This is a genomic window from Burkholderia sp. Ax-1719, assembly GCF_011753055.1.
GTDB lineage: Bacteria > Pseudomonadota > Gammaproteobacteria > Burkholderiales > Burkholderiaceae > Paraburkholderia.
Genome location: NZ_VWWJ01000002.1, coordinates 313,559 through 333,116, shown reverse-complemented (window position 1 = coordinate 333,116; position 19,558 = coordinate 313,559). Strand labels below are relative to the sequence as shown.

Below are 19,558 nucleotides of genomic sequence, written 5' to 3'. Positions count from 1 at the left end.
TGATACCGATAACCCCAACGATGGAGTCCCCGCACGTGAATAGCGATACCCGAGAAGCCGTAGGCGCGCCATTTTCCGCCGCTGCAATGGAACATGCGCGCGTGAAGACCTGGGAGGCCGTGGAGAATATCGCCGCGGCCATCAAGCCCGGCATGCTCGAATCCGAAGCCAACGCGCAAGGCAAGGCCATCCTTCAACAGATGGGCATGGACCGCATCTGGCACCCGGTGCTGATCCGCTTTGGCGAAAACACGCTGCGCACCTTCAAGGAGCGCTCCGACGGCGATCCCGTGCTGGGCGAGAACGATATTTTCTTCGTCGATCTGGGCGTGGTCTGGGACCGCCACGAAGGCGACGCGGGCGCGACCTTCGTGACCGGCGACGATGCCGACATGCAGCGCTGCGCACACGATGCGAAAACCGTCTACGACGAAGTGGCCGCGCACTGGCGCACGACCGGTTGCAGCGGCGCGGCGCTGTACGATTACGCGGCCGAGCGCGCGCAGGCGCACGGCTGGCGTTTGAACGTGGACATCAAGGGCCATCGCGTGAGCGACTTTCCGCACGCGATCTATAAGGCCGGCAATCTCGCCGATTTCGACCACGCGCCCGCTGCGGGGCTGTGGATCCTCGAAATCCAGATCGCGCATCCCACGCGGCCTTTTGGCGCGTTTTACGAGGACCTGCTGGCTTGATTTGCCTGCGCGACTTCATGCGGCGGGCAACATAGTCAGGATGCACGCCGCATCATAAACCCCGCCCAGCAAGGCCTCGCGCGCCCACCAGGCAATTTCCCTGATTTGACGACCCGATATATCGACACGTATACAACAGGTACAAGTGTCTACATCATCGGCGGTTCGCATGTCCCGGGAAGTCATCGACTCCTATCTGCTCAAGGTTCTCCACACGCTCATTACCGAAGCCAGCGTTTCGCGCACCGCCGCGCTGCTCGGGCAATCGCAGCCCACTGTGAGCGTCGCGCTGCGCCGTCTGCGCGCGATGACAGGCGATCCGCTACTGGTGCGAAGCGGCAGCCGCATGGTGCCCACCAGCCACGCGCTCACGCTGATCGAACCGGCCGCGCAGGCGCTCGCGGGCATTACCGCGATCCTCAATCCCACCACGGCGTTCGATCCGTCCACCACACGGCGCACGTTTTTGATCGGCTCGCCCGATTATCTCGACGTGTTTTTTCTGCCCGCCATCGTCGATGCGTTTCATACCCAGGCGCCGCGCGCACGCATCGAATTCCAGCACTTGATGATGGTGGACGGCGGCTATGGACATGGGCTGGAAAGCGGCACGCTTGACCTGGTGATCGGCAACTGGCGCACGCCGCCTGAACATCTGCATTTGCAGCCGCTGTGCAAGGACGATCTGGTCTGTTTGATGCGCGCGCAACATCCGGTCAAACCCGGCACGCTCAATCAGGCCATCTACGAAGAGGCCGAGCATCTAGCCGTGACGACGCACAACGCCACCGGTCTGGGTACGATCGACGCCGAACTCGCGCGCAATGGCCTCTCGCGCAACGTCACGACCACGCTGCCCTACTTCGGCATGGCGCCTTATGTGCTGATGCGCTCGAATCTGCTGTTCACGACAACGCGCGCACTTGCCACGCATTACTGCAATCTGCTGCCGCTGCGCATCGAGCCCTTGCCCGGCGAGCCGCGCGCGCTCACCTATTACCAACTCTGGCACGACCGCACGCATCGCAGCACGGCGGCAGTCTGGCTGCGTCATCTGGTGGCTGGCGTGGCGAAGGGTTTGATTCGCTGAAGTCGTTGAACCACACAACGAAAAAAGCACCGCGAGCGCGGCTCGCGGTGCGAAACGTCCCGTAACGACGGCCCGCAGACAGGATAGAGCGGGCGTCGCCACGTGAGCGCGACAGGGGTCGGTCAGCGGAAGCTGCCTGTCGAAGCGGGTTTGCGTGATATCACGTCGCCGTCGCCATCGTCTTCAGCAAGGCGGCCTTGTCGGCGACTGCCGCGCCCAGCAGCGCGAATCCGCTCATGCGCTGGGTTGCTTCGTCGGCGCAGATTGCGCGCAGTGCATGAGCGCTGTCGTGCGTGCCCGCTTCGACGGTCCAGCGGCCTTCAGCGCTTTCCGGCGACACCACCACGGCCGGAACCGCAGGCGTCTTGACAACGATGGGCATGACCGGAAACGCCACACGCGTGAGCGTGCCCGCAAGCGTCTGGGCGAGCGCGCGCGCCGCGTGCATGATCGGGAGCACGTAGGGCTGCACGCGACCGTCGATGGCCGCACAATCGCCGAGCGCATAGACATCGGGCGCGCTCGTTCGACACCACGCGTCGGTGGCGACGCCGCCTTCGATCTGCAATCCCGCCGCGCTCGCCAGCGACGTGCGCGGCACCAGACCGACCGCCGATACGACCAGATCCGCATCGAGCGTCGCGCCATCGCTCAAGGTGAGCCGATAACCGGGCTCGCGCGTCGCCGCCGACGTCTTCACGATCGACTGCACGCCGCGCGCCAAGCGCAGATCCACGCCCGCAGCGGCGAGCGCGCGCGCAAAGGCCTCGCCCGCTTCAGCAGGTAGCAGAAGCCCGAGCGGCAGCGGCGCGGGATCGATCAGCGTCACGCCATAACCGCCCACAAGCAGATCATTGGCGAACTCGCAGCCGATCAAGCCCGCACCCAGCAGCGCCACCGACCGGCATCCCGCCAGGCGCTCACGAAAACGCGCGTAGTCGCCCAGATCGTTGACCGACAGCACGTCAGCCGCGCCATCGCCTTCAACCTGCACACGACGCGGGTCCGCCCCAGTCGCCAGCACCAACGCGCGATAACGCACCCGCTGCCCGTCGACCACAATCGCGTGATCCTGCGGCACAATGCGCTCGACCTGACGATGAGTCCAGACGCGCGCCTGCAACTGCTGCGCCATCGCCGGCGCATCGAAACGCGCGAGCGCATGCGGTTCGGTGTTCGTCGCCAAGGCGTTTGAGAGCGCGGGCTTCGAATAGAAGCGGCCATCGTCGCGGCTCACGATCAGCACAGGCGTTTCGCTGTCGAGCTTGCGCAGTTCGCGCGCCAGCGTATAACCCGCCAGCCCGGTGCCGACAATGACGATGGGGTCTTGAGTATCGTCCGGTTGAGTGGTCGTGCTCATGCCACCACCTGCATTTCAAAGTCATGTTTGCCCGTCGCGCAGTCGGGACACATCCAGTCGTCGGGCACGTCTTCCCAGCGCGTGCCGGGTGCGATGCCCGCTTCGGGGATTCCCGCGGCCTCGTCGTAGCGAAAGCCGCAAATCACGCATTCCCAGATTTTCATGCTGTTCTCCTTCGCCTCAACGCACGTAGGTCTGGCCCAGGCCGATCTCACCCAACGCGCGGCGATACGCGCCCGAAGAACGGTCAGCGAGAATCGGCGCTTCCTGCGAGCGGTCGATCGGCAGATCTTCGGGGCATTGCAGTTCGACGATCGCGCGGTCCTCTTCGAACACCTGGCGATTGAACGCATAGACATCGTCGAGCGGCAGGTCCTGATCGAAATTACGCGCGATCGGCACGAACAGGCGCGTGTGGCGCGCAGAAACAGGACTCGCCGCATTCAGGATCGCGAGCCGCCCATCCTCCGGAAAATGCACCGTGAGGCGCGCAAAAAACGGCACATCGACTTCGAAAATACGACGCCACACGAAACCTTCGGGCGCGCGATGCTGCATCGATTTCGGGAAATTGCTCACCGTGCTCACGTATTCGGCGCGCAGACCATTGGGGCGGCGCTCCACCGAATACTGCGGCACCACCGGGTTATGGCGATCCGCGAAACTGTCGTGATGAATCCACGCGAAATGCGCGACATCGATAAAGCCTTCCGTCTGCCGTCCCGCCGAAGCGCGGATATCGATCGAAGGCGGCAGGATCTGCTGATAGCCTTCGCTGTTCCAGGCCGGGAATTCAGGCAAGGCTTCTTCGCCGCCGCCCAGCGACACCCAGATCAGGCCATAGGCTTCCTGAGCGGCATAGGTCGTGAGGCACAGGCGCTCGGGTATCGGTCCTTCGGGCTGCGAAGGAATACGTACGCACTTGCCGCTCGACTCGTAAGCCAGGCCGTGATACGGACACACCAGATTGCCGTTGTCGACCCAGCCCTGGCTCAGCGGCGCGCCGCGATGCGGACAGACATCGCGCGCAGCCACTACGCGGCCCTGCGAGCGGTACACCACCAGCGCTTCGTCGAGCAGCGTGACGGAGAGCGGTTTGTCCTGCACGTCCGTTGCGAACGCAACGGGATGCCAATAACGACTGAGGATTTCCCAGTCGCGGGCGTCGAAGGTGCAATGGCGGGGCATGGCCGGCTGACGGGGCCGCGTGAGCGCGGCAAGCTGGGCTTGCGTCATGTTGTTGTCTCCTGGATCGTGGGTATCGACTGAGCGGCTGTGGCAACAGCCGTCGTAGCGGCTTGCGTTCTGTACGCGAAACTCGCTGCGTGGAGACAACAATATCCAACCGGGCGCGCGCAACCCATACCCGCGCGTCCATGTAGTCTATGTATGCGCAGGCATGGCTATGCGCTCCTGCGCGCCACCCAGCTCATCGGCGAGAAAATCGACGAAGGCGCGAATACGTGTCGATAGCTGGTGCCGTTGCGCGTAGACGGCGTAAATATCGGCGCCCGGGGTTTCGTAGTCGGGCAACACCGGCACGAGGCGACCATCGGCGAGATAGTCGTTGATGTCCCACTCCGCGCGCATGAGGATGCCGTGGCCCTCCAGCGCCCACTTCACGGCGATCTCGCCGTCATTGGTCGTGAGATTGCCGTGGATACGCACCGACTCCGTTTTGCGTGCATTGCCGCGCTCGCTCGTCAGACGCCACACGCCATACGCTTCGTCGCCCTGGCGGATGCCGATGCAGTTGTGTTTTGCCAGATCGTGCGGCGTGACGGGCGCGCCGCGCCGTGCCAGATATGCAGGCGCGGCGCACAGCAAGCGCCGGTTGGACGCCAGTCGCCGCGCGATCACGCGCGCATCGGGTGGCTCGCCAAAGCGTATGCAGACGTCGAACGAATCGTCGGTGAGCGGCGGCGGCGTCACGGACAGTTGCAACTGCACCTCCACCTGCGGATAGCGCAAAACAAAGCGCGAAATCGCCGGGCCGATATGGCTGCGCCCAAAACCCAGCGTCGCGTTCACGCGCAGCAGCCCTTTGGGATGCGCCTTCGAGCCGCCCAGCAATTCGCCCAGTTCGTCGATCTCGTCGAGAATGCGCCGCGCGTGTTCCAGATAGACCTCGCCTTCGGGCGTGAGCGTCATGCGCCGCGTCGTGCGGTTGACGAGCGGCACACCCGCGCGCTGCTCCATCTGCGCCAGCCGTTTGCTCACGGCGGCGGGCGTGAGGCCCAGTTCGCGCGCGGCGGCGCTCAGGCTGCCGCAAGCCGCGAGCATGGAGAAAAAGCCCAGATCGCCGGGCTGAACAGTCTCGGTCACGGTAGCTTGATGCCCTTCGATTTGTGAATTCAGGTTAAAGATGCTTTGAGTATAGCGCCGGTTCCTGAACTGCCAGTTGGGTAAAGTGGATTCACTTTCCATCGATCAGGACCGCATCATGAAGACTTATCGCATCGCCACCATTCCGGGCGACGGCATTGGCAAAGAGGTCGTGCCGGCCGGTCAGCAGGTGCTCGAATCGCTCGCACGCGCAACGCAGCGCTTCAGCTTCGAGTTCGAGGATTTCGACTGGGGCGCCGACTACTACCGCGCGCACGGCGTGATGATGCCTGCCGACGGACTGGACGCCCTGCGCGACAAGGACGCGATCCTGTTCGGCTCCGCAGGCGACCCGGACGTGCCCGATCACATCACGCTCTGGGGCCTGCGCCTGAAGATCTGCCAGGGCTTCGACCAGTACGCGAACGTGCGGCCGACGCGCATCCTGCCCGGCATCGACGCGCCGCTCAAGCGCTGCGGCCCGAACGACCTCGACTGGGTGATCGTGCGCGAGAACTCCGAAGGCGAATACTCAGGCGTGGGCGGCCGTGTGCATCAGGGCCATCCGATCGAGGCCGCCACGGATGTGTCGATCATGACGCGCGCGGGCGTCGAGCGCATCCTGCGCTTTGCGTTTCGCCTCGCGCAGTCGCGCCCGCGCAGGCAACTCACCGTCATCACCAAGAGCAACGCGCAGCGCCACGCCATGGTCATGTGGGACGAGATTGCGCAGCAGATCGCGCTGGAGTTTCCGGACGTGAAGTGGGACAAGGAACTCGTCGATGCCGCCACCGCGCGCATGGTCAACCGGCCCGCCTCGCTCGACACCATCGTCGCCACCAATCTGCACGCCGACATTCTGAGCGATCTGGCCGCCGCGCTCGCGGGCAGTCTGGGCATCGCGCCCACCGGCAATATCGACCCGGAACGCCGCTATCCGTCGATGTTCGAACCGATTCACGGGTCGGCGTTCGACATCATGGGCAAGGGCCTGGCGAATCCCGTCGGCACGTTCTGGTCCGTCGTGATGCTGCTCGAACACCTGGGCGAAACCGAAGCCGCCGCGCGCGTGATGCAGGCCATCGAAACGGTGACCGCCGATAGTTCGCTGCACACGCGCGATCTGGGCGGCAACGCGACGACGGCGCAAGTCACGGCGGCGCTCTGCGCGTTGCTCGAAAAGACCGGCGCGAATACGGCTGTATCGGATGCCGTGACGGCATAGGCTGCTGTACCTCGTAGTTACCGGAGCGATAAGGGGCGCGCACGCACGCGCCCACTCCAATGGAGGAGACATGGATACGGACAATACCGGCATCGCCGCGCGCGTCACGCGCAAGCTCATGTGGCGGATCATTCCGTTCGTGATGCTGCTGTACTTCGTGAGCTTTCTCGACCGCGTCAACGTGGGCTTCGCGGCGATGACGATGAACAAGGCAATCGGCCTGTCACCAGCGGCGTTCGGGCTGGGCGGCGGTCTCTTTTTCATCGGCTATTTTCTGTTCGAGATTCCGTCCAACCTGATCCTGCATCGCGTGGGCGCGCGGCTGTGGATCGCGCGCGTGATGGTGACGTGGGGTCTGGTGTCCGCCGCTTCGGCATTTGTTAGCGGTCCTGCCAGTTTTTATACGTTGCGATTCCTGCTGGGCGTGGCCGAAGCCGGATTCTTCCCCGGCATCATTCTCTATCTGAGCCTGTGGTTTCCGGCACGGCAACGCGCCGTCGCGGCGGCGTGGTTCATGGCGGCCGCACCAATCTCGACCGCGCTTGGTTCGCCGCTTTCAGGCGCGCTCATGCAATTGCCACCGTTCATGGGCCTGGCCGACTGGCAATTGCTGTATCTGATCGAGGCCGTGCCCGCCGTCGTTCTCGGCTTCGTAGTATTGCGGGCGCTCACCGACTCGCCGGACAAAGCGCGCTGGCTCAATGCCGACGAACGCAACTGGTTGATCGCGCAACTACGTGAGGAAGCATGTGAGCGCGAAACGAATACGGGCCACACGGCCGCGGCGTGGAGCGCGCTACGCGACCCGCGCGTGCTGGCGCTCGCGCTGATTTACTTCGGCACCTCGGCGGGACTGTATACGCTGGGCCTGTGGGCGCCGCTCATCATCCGCGAATTTGGTTTCAGCGCGCTGCAAACGGGACTGCTCAACGCGATTCCCGCCGTTGTGGCCGTGGTGGCGATGATCGTCTGGGCGCGCCACTCGGACCGTACCGGCGAGCGCACCTGGCACGTCGTGCTGCCTTGCCTGCTGGCATGCGCGGGTTTCGTGTTCGCGGGATCGGCGGCCTCGGCGCTCGTGATCGTGCTGGCGCTCGTCAGTGTGAATGTCGGCATCAGCGCAGCCAAAGCGCCGTTGTGGGCGATGCCGGGCACGTTCCTCTCTGGCGCAGGCGCGGCGGCGGGCATCGCAATGATCAATTCGATCGGCAATCTGGGCGGCTTCGTCGGGCCTGCGGCAATTGGCTGGCTAAAGGCGCAGACCGGCGGTTATGCGGCCGGTCTGCAACTGGTCGCGGCGACCCTCGCGATCTCGGCCATCGTCGCCCTGCTGCTGAGCCGCAAGACGCGGCAAAGCGTGCTCCCACAGGTCAGGCACGATCATTGAAGCGCCCTTGATCCGCTAGCGCGCACGCACTTCCAGCGTGCGCCATGCCACGACGCACGCGACCGCCAATAATGTTGCCGACACAACCAGCGCCTGCGTGACGCCGTGCATGAACAGCGCGCTCTGCGTGTGGCGCACGAAGAAGCCGAACAGCGCCACACCCATCACCCCGCCCACCTGGCGCGCGGCGTTCAGCAGCCCCGAAGCGATGCCCGACTGCTCGCGCCTGACCGCCGCGAGCAGCGCGTTAGTGAGCGTGGGCACCGCCAGCGCGATACCGCCGCCCGCCACCAGCATCGGCGCAATCAGCCATTCATACGACTGCGCGGCGAGCGCGGGCAGCATCGACAGATAGCCGACGATGGCGATTGTCAGCCCCATTATGGTGAGACTTCGCGCGCCCATGCGATTCACCAGTCGTCCTGCTGCGATGTTCATCGCCACGAGCACCGCCATCATCGGCAGGAACGCCAGCCCCGTGCGTTCGGGCGTGAAATGCCAGACGGTCTGGAACAACAGGCTGAACGTGAAAACGATGCCGTAAAACACCAGGTTCGCGATCAGGCCGATCGCCGTCGTGCCGCTGACCGTGCGGTTGGCGAACAGCGCGAGCGGCAGCATCGCGGCAGGGTTGCGCGCCTGCAGCCACACGAATGCCGCGCCCGAGACGATGCTCAATGCGAATGCGCCTTCGATCAACGGGCTACGCCACGAAAGACCACTCGCCTCGGTCAACGCGAAGGCGAACGCCGCCAGCGCGAGCGCGCCGCTAATCTGGCCGAGCGGATCGAGACTGCGCCCTGGATGGCCGGGCGAACGCGGCGCGTGACGCAACGTCATCCAGAGGCCCATTGCGCCGACGGGCACGTTGACGAGAAAAATGCTGCGCCAGCCGAACGCCGCAATCAGCAGACCGCCGATCACCGGCCCGGCCGCCAGCGCAGTGCCGCCTCCCGCCGCCCACCATCCCACCGCGCGACTGCGCGCACCGGCGTCGTGAAAAGCCTCGCGCAGCACCGAAAGCGAGTTGGGCACCAGCAGCGCGGCGCCGACACCTTGCGCAAGCCGCCAGGCGATCAGCACCGCGAGCGAACCCGCCAGCCCGCAACCTACCGAGGCGCACGTGAAGAGCGCGAAGCCCACCGCGAATACGCGCTTCGCGCCGAAGCGGTCGCCCAGCGCTCCCGCCAGCAGCAAAGCCGATGCGAACACCAGCGCGTAGGCGTTGACGACCCACTGAAGGCCCGTCACATCGGCGTGAAATGCGCCGCGCAACGCATCGAGCGCGACGTTGACCACGCTCACGTCAATTGAGACCACGACGAATCCCAGGCACGCGGCGATCTGCACGAAGCCAGGCCGCGCGTCGGCGTGCGCAGCGGTCGATTTTGAGGTCAGTGTTTGCATCGCTATGCCTTTGAGTCGCAAAACGACAGCGTAAGCGCCGCGCTTCTGTGCGAATATTCCCTAATCGTGCACAGTAGATGGGAGAAAACGCACCGATGTTCGATTGGGAAAATCTTCGTTTCTTCGTGGCCGTTGCGCAGACGGGCAGCCTTTCCGCCGCGGCGCGACAGCTCAAGGTCGATCACGCGACCGTCGGCAGGCGTCTGAGCGCGCTTGAAGCCGAGCTGGCCATGCGTCTGGTCGACCGGCTGCCGCGCGCCTGCCAGTTGACCGCGTCGGGTCGCCAGATCGTCGAACTCGCGCAGCGCATGGAGGCCGAGGCTTTCGCCATCGAACGACTCGCGCGCGCGGTCCAATCGCCGATGCACGGCAAGGTGACCCTCAGCGTGCCGCCGGTGCTGGCAAGCAACTTCTTCGCGACCACGCTGGGCGCGTTCGTGCAGCGGCATCCTGGCATCCAGTTGTCGATTGCGAGCGAGGCGCAACGCGTCTCGCTCGGGCGGCGCGAGGCGGATCTCGCCGTGCGGCTTGCGCGCCCCGACGAACCGCGCAACGTCACGCGCAAGCTCGGCACGATGCCGTTCGCACTCTATGCGAGCCGTGACTACGCGCAGGCGGAGCAGCCCGCCGAATGGGGTTTCATCGCTTACGAGGCGCGCCTCGCGGACATGCCGCACGAGCAATGGCTGCGCGCGGCGGCGGGCGCGCGGCCCGTCGTGTGCGAAGTGAGCGACATCACCACGCAACTGGCGGTGGCGCGCACCGGCATTGGCGTGGCGGGCCTGCCGGTATTCATGGGCGACGCCGATCCGGCGCTCCAGCGCCTGCCATGGTCGGGCGAGGCCTTCTCGCGTGATATCTGGCTTGTCGTGCACGACGACCTGCGGCACTCGCCGCCAATACGCGCGGTGATCGATTTCATCGCCGAGAAAGTGGGTCAGACGTTCAAGGCTTGAAACGCCAAAATTTACAACGCACTCCGAATCATTATTTGCGCGCTGCATAAAGCGCGCGACCTTACCAATCCCTACCAGATTGTCGCCCATACGACAATTCGGGCCGCCTGTACACGCGCCCGATAAAAATTAGAGTGTCGCCCCCACGTTTCCCCCAGGGTGACGTTTCCGTACGACCGTACAAAAATAATCCCCGTCTGACAGACATTCCGGACAATCTTGCAAGCCCTACCTGGTATGTGGAGAGGCAATCGGTGAACGAGCAACAGCCTGAACTTGCGATCCGAATCCGACATGCGGCGCGCCGCCCTGTTCCTTGCGCGCCGGACCTGGCCTCACCGGCAAGACGTCCTTCCCGTGTTACCGCAGCAATCCCCGTAACGACGTTCGCGTAACGCGTCGAAGCCGGCCACCCGCTGTTCAACGAGGCCGGCAACCCGCACGGATGGCGCACATGCGCCACGTCCGCGCACCCTGACGCGCCGCGACAAGAAGTGCACTGATCCAACCAATTTCAAGCCATTCCAGTCGATCAGGATTCCAAAATGTCAAAACGCAATACGCTACGCAAGAAACTGCTTGCCACCGGGGTCGCAGCGACGGGGCTGATGGGCATGGCAAGTGCCGCACACGCGCAGAGCAGTGTGACGCTGTACGGTATCGTCGATGCCTCGCTGCTCTACACCAGCCACACCATGAATACGTCGACGGGCCAGAACGAGGGACACCAGTTCTCGTTCACCGACAGCGGCATGACGGGATCGAGCTTCGGCATGCGCGGCGCCGAGGATCTGGGCGGCGGCATGCGCGCGGTCTTCACCCTGGAGAGCGGGATCAGTGTGGCGAACGGCGCGTTCAATAATTCGAACGGCAATATGTTCGGCCGCCAGGCGTGGGTGGGCATCGACAGCCCCTACGGTTCGATGAAGGCCGGTCTGCAATACTCGCCGTTCTTCCTGTCGCTTTACGATACGGACCCGCGCGGCATGTCGTACTTCGGCAGCGGCCTGGTCAGCTACGTGAATAACGTCTACGTTACCGGCCTCTTTAACAGCAATTCGCTCACTTACACCTCGCCGGAAATCTACGGCATCCAGGCGGCGGGCATGATCGCGCTGGGCGGATCGGCGGGCGACTTCCAGGCAGGACGGCAATATTCAGCGAGCCTGCGCTATCACCTGGGCGGTCTCACGCTCACGGGCGCGCTCTATAACGGCAACTCGGGCGGCAGCGCCGCCAGCACGCCGATCCCGAGCACCGTGGAATTCGTGGGCCGCACGCTGGGCGCCACCTACCGCTTCGAAAACAGCCTGACCATTTCGGCCTCCTACGCGCTTTACAAAGTGGCGGGGTCGTTCGACAACAGCGTCTATTCGGGGGGTGCGAGCTACTTCGTCACGCCTTACCTCAACGTGAACGCGGGCGTCTGGTACACGCGCGACGGCAACAACGGCGCGAACCATTCGATCATGACCTCGGGCGGCGTGCAGTTCTTCCTCTCGAAACGCACGACGCTCTACGGCCAGGTGGGCTACGTGAACAACCACGGCCGCATGGATACGGGTCTGTCGATCAACAACGCGCTCTACGAGGTGAACGGTTCGACGGTGGGCGCGAGCCTCGGCATTCGCCATATGTTCTGATCGCGTTTAGCCACGTGAGGCATGCGGCCCGCCTATGAAAGCGGGCCGCATAAACACTGCGTTCAGACCTTCATACCGGGCAGATTCAGCGAAGCGGTATTGCCGCCGTCAACAGGCAATGCCTGGCCAGTGACATAGCTGGCGTCGTCGCTGGCGAGAAAGGCGATGGCCGCAGCCACCTCTTCCGGGCGGCCCGGACGGCGCAGTTCGCAGCGGTAGCCCAGCCGGTCGGTCTTGTTCAGCTCGCGCGCGCGTTCGAATACCGGCGCCGTCATGCCTGTCTCGATCAGACCCGGGCACACGGCATTGACGCGGATCTGCGAAGCCGCGAGATCGCAGGCGCTCGTCATCGTGAGGTTGATGACGGCCGCCTTGGAGGCGCTGTACGCATTGCCGCCCGCCCCCGAGCGCACACCCGCCACGGAGGCCACGTTGACGATCGCCCCCTGGCCGCGCGCGATCATCGCCTGCGCGGTCCATTTGGTGAAGTGAACTACGCCCATCAGATTGACGGAGAGAATCTGCTGCCAGACCGCCGTGTCCGTTTCCGCGACGATCGAATAATCGCCGCCGGCGATGCCCGCCACGTTGCAGAGCACGTCGATCTCGCCGAAGCGCGCGCGCACCTCGGCCACACAGCGCGCCACGTCGTCTTCGCGCGCTACATCGACGACGCCATGCCACACGCGCGCGGCGTCGAATTCCGCCGCTACGTCAGCGAGCGCGCCGCTCTGTCGGTCCACGAGCGCAACGGACGCGCCCTCGGCGTAGAGCCGCCGCGCCGTCGCGCGGCCAATCCCGCTGGCCGCCCCGGTCACAATGGCGACCTTGTTGGTGAAACGCATCGTCCCTGCCCTCCATTCGCGTTGATAAAGAATGAATTGATTCCGATTAGTGGAATATTTGCCTGCATTGCAGAACTTAGACACACGATGGTCGTGAGTCAAGGCAGTCAGTCGACCCCAATTGGCGTTCGCTGCACCGCAAAATCTATCGATGACAGCGAAAAATCCGCTAAAAATTAACGACCTCACGATTTTCGAACGACCGTCTGGTATTTTCCCCAGGCTGACTGCACTGCAGAATTCATTGCCAAATTGAACCTGGCCAGATGTCGATGTTCAAGGCCAATCCTCGCAGCAACCGCATGATCGAAACGCCTGCCGTCAATCCTCACTCGGGTGCGCGGCAGTTCAATCTCCGGCCTTCGCCCTGCCGCCTCGCGCGGCGCTCGACGCGAAAGGCCCGTGTTCGGGAGGTCACGGTGGATCTGTTTTTGCAGCAGGTGCTCAACGGTCTGACGCTCGGGGGCATCTACAGCCTCGTCGCGCTCGGCCTTACGCTGGTGTACGGGATCATGGCCGTGCCCAATTTCGCGCACGGCGCGTTCTACATGGTCGGCGCCTTTGCCGCGTTCTATCTCACCTCGCGCTTCGGGTTGGGCTACTGGAGCGCCATGGTTGTCGCTGCCGTATGCGTCGCCGTGCTGGCCATGCTTGCCGAGCGTCTGGTGTTCTACCCGCTGCGCAACGCCCCCGAACTCTCGCCGATGATCGCCGCCATTGGCCTCATGCTGTTCCTCGAAGCCGCCGCGCAGGCGCTCTGGGGCACCGACTTCCACCGCATGTCGCCGCCGTGGTCGGGCGTGCTCGAATGGAACGGAGTGATCGCACCTATCCAGCGCCTCCTCATCGTCGCTGCAGCCTTTGGCCTCGTGCTGGCGCTGCAACTGTTCCTGCATCACACCGTTGCGGGATCAACCATCCTTGCGGTAGCGCAGAACCGCGAAGGCGCGGCGCTCATGGGCATCGATCCGCGCAAGGTGGGCATGGCCACCTTCGCCCTCTCCGGCGTGCTGGCCGCCGTGGCCGCCGCGCTCTATGCGCCCATCAACCTGGTCTATCCGGCGATGGGTCAGTTAGTCATCCTCAAGGCTTTCGTCATCATCATCCTGGGCGGAATGGGCAGCGTGCCCGGCGCGGTAGCGGGCGGCCTGATCATCGGGCTTGCCGAAAGCTTCGGCGCGTTCTACGTCTCGCCCGACTATCAGGACCTGATCGCCTTCGTGCTGCTCGTGGCGATCCTGTCGCTGCGTCCGCAAGGGCTCTTTTCGCGGGAGATGCGCGCATCATGACCACGACCTCGCAGACGCCGCTGACGCGTCATCTCGGCTGGATCGCGCTGTTCATCGCCGGGCTCGTGCTGCCGTTTCTGGTGCGCAACGACTATTCGCTCACGGTCATGTCCACGGCCTATATCTTTGCGCTCGCCACAGTGGGGCTGAATCTGCTGACCGGCTACACCGGCCAGTTCAATCTCGCGCATGGCGGCTTCATGGCGGTCGGCGCCTATACGGTGGGGATTCTTACCGTCGATTATCAAGTGCCTTTCTGGGCGGCCTTCGCGCTTGCGGGCGTGTTGAGCGTGGTGCTGGGCTTTTTCGTCGGCATTGTTTCGCTGCGGCTGAAAGGCAATTACTTCGCGATCTTCACGCTCTGCGTGGGCTACATCATCTTTCTGGTGATCGAGAAGTGGGACAGCGTCACGCACGGCGTGGTGGGCATCATCGGCATTGCCGCGCCGCCCGATATCGGGCCGGTTTCGTTCGAAAGCCCGCGCGCGCTCTATTACCTCACGTTCGCGTTTCTCGCCGCGGGCATGTGGCTGATGCATCGCATCGTGCATTCGTTGCTGGGCCATACCTTCGTCGCGATCCGTAACAGCGAGCATCTCGCGCAAGCGCTCGGCATCGATCTGATGCGTAACAAGATGCTGGCGTTCCTGATCTCGACGTTTTACGCGGGCATTGCAGGCGGCCTCTACGCGGGCTTCGTGCGCTTTCTTGGGCCTGATCTCGCCAACATCAGCCACACCTTCGATATGACGATGTACGCGGTCGTGGGCGGCATCGGCACGCTGGTCGGGCCGCTGCTGGGCGCAATTGCGCTGCCGTGGCTCACGCAGTCGCTGCAGTTCATGCAGGACTACCGCTTTATCGTCTTTGGCCCCTTGCTGATCCTGCTGCTGATTTTCCTGCCGCGCGGCCTCGTGGGACTCTATCAGAGCGTACGCAGCCGCATTGCGCTGCGCGATGTCACCGCGCCGCCCGCGCGTCGCGCCACCTCAAGCGGAGACGGCCATGCTTGAAATCAGCACGCTCTCGAAACAGTTCGGAGGCCTGAAGGCTGTCACGAACGTCAGCACGCAGATCGACGAAGGCAGGGTGAACGCCATCATCGGCCCTAACGGCGCAGGCAAGACCACGTTCTTCAATCTGATCAGCGGCATGTACCGGCCGAGCGCCGGCACGATCCGACTGCGCGGTCAGGATGTCACGGGCCTGCGCGCCGATCAGATGGCGCGCCTGGGCGTGGCGCGCACCTTCCAGGCTACCGCGTTGTTCGAAACGGCTTCCGTGCTGGAGAACCTGATCGTCGGGCACCGTCTGCGCACGCGTTCGAATCTCTGGGACGCCCTGCTGCGCACCTCGCGCTGCAAAACGGAAGAACATGCCTGTCGCGACAAGGCGCGCGAAGCGCTCGATTTCGTCGGCCTTGCGCATCTGGAATCCAAGCCCGCGGGCGGCATCACGCAGGAAGAGCGCAAACGCGTGGCGATTGCGCTCGCGCTGGCGACCGACCCCACGCTGCTCTTGCTCGACGAACCGGCAGGCGGCGTGAACCCCGAAGAAACGGATGGCCTCGCCGCCTTGATCCGCAAAATCGCGCGGCGCGGCATGACCGTGTGCCTCGTCGAACACAAGATGAGCATGATCATGAATCTCGCCGACAAGATCATGGTGCTCGATCACGGCGAAAAAATCGCCGAAGGCACCCCCGACGCCATCCGCAAAAACCAGGCCGTCATCGACGCCTATCTCGGGAGCGAACATGCTGACGTTCAATGACGTAAGCCTCGATTACGGCAGCTTCCGCGCGTTACACGGCATCAACCTGCACGCTGATGAAGGCGAACTCGTGGTGCTGCTGGGCGCGAACGGCGCAGGCAAAAGTTCGATCTTTCGCGCGGCCAGCGCGCTCACGCGGGCGAGCGGCGGGCAGATCCGCCTGAAGGACGTCGATCTGGTCGGCAAGCGGCCCGCCGATGTGGTCCGTGCGGGCGTGATCCACTGCCCCGAAGGCCGCAAGCTGTTTCCGGCGATGTCGGTACTCAAGAACCTGATGCTGGGCGCGTATGCACACCGGCGCGACCGGGCGGGCAACCGCCAGCGCCTGGACGACGTGCTCACACTCTTTCCCGATCTGGTCAGCCGCAAGGACGATCCCGCCGGATCGTTGAGCGGCGGCCAGCAACAGATGGTGGCGATTGGCCGCGCGCTGATGAGCCGCCCGCGCGTGCTGTTGCTCGACGAACCCTCGCTCGGCCTCGCACCGCTGGTGGTCAAGCAGACCTTCGAGGTGATCCAGCGCATCAATCGCGCGGGCACCACCGTACTGCTAGCCGAACAGAACGCGCACGCAGCGCTCAAGATCGCGCACCGTGCCTATGTCGTGGAATCGGGCCGCATCGTGCTGGAAGGCACTTATGAGAGCCTGGCCGGCAACGAAGCCGTACGGCGCGCCTATGTCGGCGGCTGACGTTTCACATTTTCGCCACGTTTCGACTCAGCGGTTCTTCATCGTCACCCCTTCGAGGATACGTTCATGATCGTCAGGAAGCTGTCTCTCGCGGTTGCCGCAACCTTTGCCGTCTCGTTTACGCTGGCCGCGCCAGCGATCGCGCAGGAGGCCGCCGTTCACATCGGGTATTCGGGGCCGCTTAGCGGCGGCGCCGCAAAATACGGTCAGGAAGTGCTCGAAGGCATGCAGATGGCCGTTGCCGAAATCAATCAGGCCGGGTTGGTGGTAGGCGGCAAGAAGATCAAACTCGATGTCGTGGCGCTAGACGACCAGTACAATCCGAGCGAAACCGCCATCAACGCGCGCCGTCTTTCGCAGGAATACAACGCCAGCGTCGTGCTGGTCCCGCACTCGGGCGGTTGCTACGCAGTCCAGACGATCAACCAGCAGCAGAAGCTGCTCCTGCTCGCCTATACCAGCGTGCCGCAGCTGGCAGCGCGCGGCAATCCGCTCACGATCCGCATCCCGCCGGAATTCACCTCGTATACGCCGGCATTCGTGAAGTACGAGATGGACAAGTTCGGCAAGGACGCCGCCATCGCGAACACCGATACCGACTATGGCAAAGCCTGGACCGCCGCGTTCAAGCCCGCATGGCAGGCGGCGGGTGGCACCATCGTCGCGGACAACCCGATGTCGTACAACCGCGCCACCGACTTCTACAGCGGCGTGAGCCGCGTGCTGGCCTCGAAACCCAAGGTGATCTTCGTGGGCGGCCCGTCCGAGCCGACCGGCCTCATCATCCGCCAGGCCCGCGAACTGGGCTTCAAGGGCGGCTTTGTGGTGATGGATCAGGCCAAGCTCGACGAAGTCGCGAAGATCGCGGGCGGCTACGGCGCGCTCGACGGGTCGATTGGCGTGATGCCGATTGGCGACGATCCTTCGCCCGACGCCAAATCCTTCGTCGCGCGCTTTTCGAAGACGCACGGCGGCCGTCTGCCGAGCCAGGAAGCCTCGCTCAACTACACGGCGGTCTGGGCCACGGCGCAGGCGATGAAGGTTGCGGGCACAACCAGCGATGCCACCGCGATCCGCAAAGCCTACGATCAGGCGCTGAAATCGCTCTCGCCGCAAAATAATCCGCACGGTTTGAACGGCGTGGATGCGCGCGGCGGCATCACCATGGGCCGTGCGGTGGTGGCGGTCGTGGAAGGCGGCAATATCAAGGCGCTGCCCGATACGGCCGTGGCTGCAGCGAAGTGAAATTAGAAAAGGCGCGCCAGGCGGCGCGCCTGAACTCAAAGCGCGCGGGAAGGCTTGAAGCTCTCGCGCAATTCACGCTTGAGGATCTTGCCGATCGCACTACGGGGCAATGCTTGCGCGATCACCACTTCGGCAAGCCGCTGCATCTTCCCTAAACGCTCGTTCGCCCAGCCTGCGAGCGCTTCGCCGTCCATCGCTGCGCCGTCGCGCAACGTCACAAAGGCCACGGGCGTTTCTCCCCAGCGTTCCGAAGCGATACCGACAACGGCCGCTTCCGCGATATCCGGATGCTGCAATAACACCTGTTCGAGATCGCTGGGATAGACGTTAAAACCGCCCGAAATAATCATGTCCTTCTTGCGATCCATCAGCACAAGAAAGCCGTCTTCGTCGAAGCGGCCAATATCGCCGGTGCGGATGAAACGCTGGCCGTCGCGGTCGTGCCACTCTGCTTCTGCGGTCTTGTCGGGCTGGCGATAGTAGCCCGTCATCATCGTTGGCGAGCGGCCCACAATCTCGCCGATACTGCCCGGCGGCAGTTCGTTGCCGGCGGCGTCGATCAGGCGCATCTCGTGGCCGGACATCACGCGGCCAACGGTATGGAGTTTGTCCGGGTGGTCGTTGGCGCTGAGTTCGCACGACGCGCCGCCTTCTGTCATGCCGTAAAACTCGGTGAGACTCCCAGGCCACCGGCGCACCACATCGGCCTTCACGCGCGCCGAAAACGGCGCACTCGTGCAGGACTTCGACACAAACGTCGATAGATCGTAGCGGTCGAAATCGGGTTCGGCCATCAGGCGTTGATACTGTACGGGCACGAGCATCGTGTGCGTCGCGCGATGCTGTTGCGCCAGTTCCAGATAGCGCTTCGTATCGAACTTCGGCATCAGTACGACGGTGCCGCCCAGCTGGAGCGTGGGGAAAAAGCTCACGAGCGTGGTGTTCGAATAGAGCGGCGTCGAAATCAGCGTGACCGCCTGCGGTCCGTAGCCGCGCTCGACCGTGCGCGCCGCATAGGCGAAGCGCATCGCGTGCGATTGCACGATGCCCTTGGGCAAGCCGGTCGTTCCCGACGAATAGATGATGTTGAAGGCCCATACGGGCTTGATTTCGACATGGCGCGGCACCCTTCCGCGCGGCGCAAGCCAGGCGTCGATGGCCGTAATATCTGCGGCTTCGTCTTGCGCATCCAGCCGCACGCTGCGCACGTCGGGCGGCGTCGCCGCGCTTTGCAGGGCATCGCGCACGGACGCGTCAAGGAACAACACGCGCGCGCCGGAATTCGCGATCATGGCGGCGAGACTGTCCGGATGCGAGGATGGCGCGAGCGGGGCGACGGCCACGCCCGCACGCAGGGCGCCCAGAAACACCGCCACATACCAGGGCGAGGCATTCGCGCAGATCGCGATCACGTCTTCGGGCGCAACGCCATCGCGTTGCAGCGCGCTCGCGCATCGGTCGATCATGACGTCGAGATCGGCGTAACTGTAGGTCATGCCTTCACAGATCAGCGCGGGATGATCGCCCTGCTCCACGGCCCATTGACGGATCTGGTCGCCGATGCTCGCAAACGGCGTGCTGTTCGGCTCGGTAACCGGAGGTGAAATGGCGTTCATGGTTCGCTCCT

At 64.0% G+C, this 19,558-nt stretch carries 18 protein-coding genes; 11 read left to right on the top strand and 7 right to left on the bottom strand.

The genetic code is table 11. From position 1 onward, the window contains the following. The first annotated feature begins 35 nt into the window (after positions 1 to 35). Both F3J17_RS06505 and F3J17_RS06500 read left to right on the top strand, forming a co-directional pair. Positions 36 to 695, top strand: coding sequence for a M24 family metallopeptidase (locus tag F3J17_RS06505; protein WP_167055052.1), 660 nt, complete (start codon positions 36 to 38; stop codon positions 693 to 695). 169 nt (positions 696 to 864) lie between these two features. Next, the gene (locus F3J17_RS06500) at positions 865 to 1,785 is read left to right on the top strand and encodes a LysR family transcriptional regulator (RefSeq protein WP_167055050.1); all 921 of its coding nucleotides are present in this window, start codon (positions 865 to 867) and stop codon (positions 1,783 to 1,785) included. A 160-nt stretch (positions 1,786 to 1,945) separates the two neighbouring features. Here the strand turns inward: F3J17_RS06500 and F3J17_RS06495 are convergent, their stop codons facing one another. The 4 genes from F3J17_RS06495 to F3J17_RS06480 all read right to left on the bottom strand — a co-directional run bounded on the left by F3J17_RS06495 (position 1,946) and on the right by F3J17_RS06480 (position 5,470). After that, positions 1,946 to 3,145 carry an FAD-dependent oxidoreductase gene (locus F3J17_RS06495; RefSeq protein ID WP_167055048.1) on the bottom strand — a complete coding sequence of 400 codons (1,200 nt, stop codon included), beginning with the start codon at positions 3,143 to 3,145 and terminating at the stop codon, positions 1,946 to 1,948. Further along, complete coding sequence (locus F3J17_RS06490) at positions 3,142 to 3,309, bottom strand: rubredoxin (protein ID WP_027819204.1); 168 nt, start codon at positions 3,307 to 3,309, stop codon at positions 3,142 to 3,144. The genes F3J17_RS06495 and F3J17_RS06490 overlap by 4 nt, the downstream gene beginning before the upstream one ends. A gap of 16 nt (positions 3,310 to 3,325) precedes the next feature. After that, positions 3,326 to 4,381, bottom strand: coding sequence for an aromatic ring-hydroxylating dioxygenase subunit alpha (locus F3J17_RS06485; RefSeq protein WP_167055047.1), 1,056 nt, complete (start codon positions 4,379 to 4,381; stop codon positions 3,326 to 3,328). Between the two features lie 147 nt (positions 4,382 to 4,528). Further along, complete coding sequence (locus tag F3J17_RS06480) at positions 4,529 to 5,470, bottom strand: LysR family transcriptional regulator (RefSeq protein ID WP_167055046.1); 942 nt, start codon at positions 5,468 to 5,470, stop codon at positions 4,529 to 4,531. Positions 5,471 to 5,588: 118 nt separating this feature from the next. On the opposite strand from F3J17_RS06480, the gene F3J17_RS06475 reads away from it, so the two are divergent. Both F3J17_RS06475 and F3J17_RS06470 read left to right on the top strand, forming a co-directional pair. Further along, the gene (locus tag F3J17_RS06475; protein ID WP_167055044.1) at positions 5,589 to 6,695 is read left to right on the top strand and encodes a tartrate dehydrogenase; all 1,107 of its coding nucleotides are present in this window, start codon (positions 5,589 to 5,591) and stop codon (positions 6,693 to 6,695) included. Between the two features lie 70 nt (positions 6,696 to 6,765). Then, positions 6,766 to 8,082: an MFS transporter gene (locus F3J17_RS06470; RefSeq protein WP_167055042.1), complete on the top strand. Its 1,317-nt coding sequence runs from the start codon at positions 6,766 to 6,768 to the stop codon at positions 8,080 to 8,082. Between the two features lie 15 nt (positions 8,083 to 8,097). Here F3J17_RS06470 and F3J17_RS06465 read toward each other — a convergent pair whose 3' ends face one another. Then, complete coding sequence (locus F3J17_RS06465) at positions 8,098 to 9,489, bottom strand: MFS transporter (protein WP_167055040.1); 1,392 nt, start codon at positions 9,487 to 9,489, stop codon at positions 8,098 to 8,100. A gap of 95 nt (positions 9,490 to 9,584) precedes the next feature. On the opposite strand from F3J17_RS06465, the gene F3J17_RS06460 reads away from it, so the two are divergent. Both F3J17_RS06460 and F3J17_RS06455 read left to right on the top strand, forming a co-directional pair. Beyond that, on the top strand, positions 9,585 to 10,445 hold the full coding sequence (locus F3J17_RS06460; protein WP_167055039.1) for a LysR family transcriptional regulator: 861 nt from the start codon (positions 9,585 to 9,587) through the stop codon (positions 10,443 to 10,445). Positions 10,446 to 10,990: 545 nt separating this feature from the next. Next, on the top strand, positions 10,991 to 12,088 hold the full coding sequence (locus F3J17_RS06455; protein ID WP_167055037.1) for a porin: 1,098 nt from the start codon (positions 10,991 to 10,993) through the stop codon (positions 12,086 to 12,088). A 62-nt stretch (positions 12,089 to 12,150) separates the two neighbouring features. Here the strand turns inward: F3J17_RS06455 and F3J17_RS06450 are convergent, their stop codons facing one another. Then, entirely contained in the window at positions 12,151 to 12,933 is a 783-nt protein-coding gene (locus tag F3J17_RS06450; RefSeq protein ID WP_167055035.1) for an SDR family oxidoreductase, read from the bottom strand. 419 nt (positions 12,934 to 13,352) lie between these two features. On the opposite strand from F3J17_RS06450, the gene F3J17_RS06445 reads away from it, so the two are divergent. The 5 genes from F3J17_RS06445 (at position 13,353) to F3J17_RS06425 (ending at position 17,931) form a co-directional block, all read left to right on the top strand. After that, entirely contained in the window at positions 13,353 to 14,222 is an 870-nt protein-coding gene (locus F3J17_RS06445) for a branched-chain amino acid ABC transporter permease (RefSeq protein WP_167055557.1), read from the top strand. Continuing rightward, entirely contained in the window at positions 14,219 to 15,235 is a 1,017-nt protein-coding gene (locus tag F3J17_RS06440; RefSeq protein WP_167055033.1) for a branched-chain amino acid ABC transporter permease, read from the top strand. Before F3J17_RS06445 ends, F3J17_RS06440 begins: the two co-directional genes overlap by 4 nt. Next, positions 15,228 to 15,995, top strand: a complete 768-nt coding sequence (locus F3J17_RS06435; protein WP_167055031.1) for an ABC transporter ATP-binding protein — start codon at positions 15,228 to 15,230, stop codon at positions 15,993 to 15,995. Before F3J17_RS06440 ends, F3J17_RS06435 begins: the two co-directional genes overlap by 8 nt. Next, complete coding sequence (locus tag F3J17_RS06430) at positions 15,979 to 16,686, top strand: ABC transporter ATP-binding protein (RefSeq protein WP_167055029.1); 708 nt, start codon at positions 15,979 to 15,981, stop codon at positions 16,684 to 16,686. Before F3J17_RS06435 ends, F3J17_RS06430 begins: the two co-directional genes overlap by 17 nt. 66 nt (positions 16,687 to 16,752) lie before the next feature. Next, the gene (locus tag F3J17_RS06425; protein ID WP_167055027.1) at positions 16,753 to 17,931 is read left to right on the top strand and encodes an ABC transporter substrate-binding protein; all 1,179 of its coding nucleotides are present in this window, start codon (positions 16,753 to 16,755) and stop codon (positions 17,929 to 17,931) included. A 35-nt stretch (positions 17,932 to 17,966) separates the two neighbouring features. On the opposite strand, the gene F3J17_RS06420 is transcribed toward F3J17_RS06425, so the two are convergent. Next, positions 17,967 to 19,547, bottom strand: coding sequence for a class I adenylate-forming enzyme family protein (locus F3J17_RS06420; protein WP_167055025.1), 1,581 nt, complete (start codon positions 19,545 to 19,547; stop codon positions 17,967 to 17,969). Between the last annotated feature and the right edge of the window lie 11 nt (positions 19,548 to 19,558).